Consider the following 647-nt stretch of genomic DNA (forward strand, 5'->3'; position numbering starts at 1 on the left):
GCGCCGCCAGCCGCCCGTGCGCGCCGTGGTGCCGAACACCACCGCGCAGTCGGCCACCGCTTCGGACAGCGTGGCCACCACGCGCACCCCGGACAGGATGTCCTGCCCCTTGGGCGTGGCCAACGGCACAGCCTTGGCCGGGTCGCCGTCCGCCTCGCTCCAGCGTTCCGGGTCCACCAGCACGATGTCGCGCGCGCCCATGTTGGCGCACGCCCGGGCCACCATGCCCACGTTTTCCGGAAACCGGGTCTTTACCAGTACCACCGTCAGGTTGTGCAGCATTGTCGTTTGGGGAAGAAATGTTAGGAGAAAGGGGGGAGGGAACCGGGGGAAGGGAGGGAACTTTTCGCTCTGCGGTCGCCATCCGTAATGTTCGCGCTGCGCGCTCACAAACGGCTGCCGCAAAAGTTTCCTCCCTTCCCCCGGACCCCCATCCCCCCCTCAAAACTTTTTAGTTGTTTTGAGGGGACATCTACGCGGGCCAGACCTGCCCCGCGCCCATGACCGCCACCACGGCCCCGGCGGCGAACTTGAGCGACAGGCCCAGAAACTTGCCGACGAACGCCCCCCACGCGGCCTGCCGGGCCGCGTCGCGCGGGCGGCCATGGCTCAGTTCCGCAAGGTAGCAGCCGAACCATGCCCCGGCC

General features: G+C 68.0%; 2 protein-coding genes. Both read right to left on the minus strand.

Going from position 1 to position 647, the window contains the following annotated elements; translation table 11 throughout:
• Positions 1-282 (minus strand): TrmH family RNA methyltransferase (locus FVW20_RS17970; RefSeq protein ID WP_307831645.1); only part of this gene is annotated, 282 nt, incomplete at its 3' end.
• Positions 283-472: 190 nt separating this feature from the next.
• The coding region (locus FVW20_RS17975) for a DUF456 family protein (protein WP_196610661.1) at positions 473-647 on the minus strand (175 nt) is incomplete at its 5' end.

This window comes from Nitratidesulfovibrio oxamicus (genome assembly GCF_015731765.1).
Classification (GTDB): Bacteria; Desulfobacterota; Desulfovibrionia; order Desulfovibrionales; family Desulfovibrionaceae; genus Cupidesulfovibrio; species Cupidesulfovibrio oxamicus.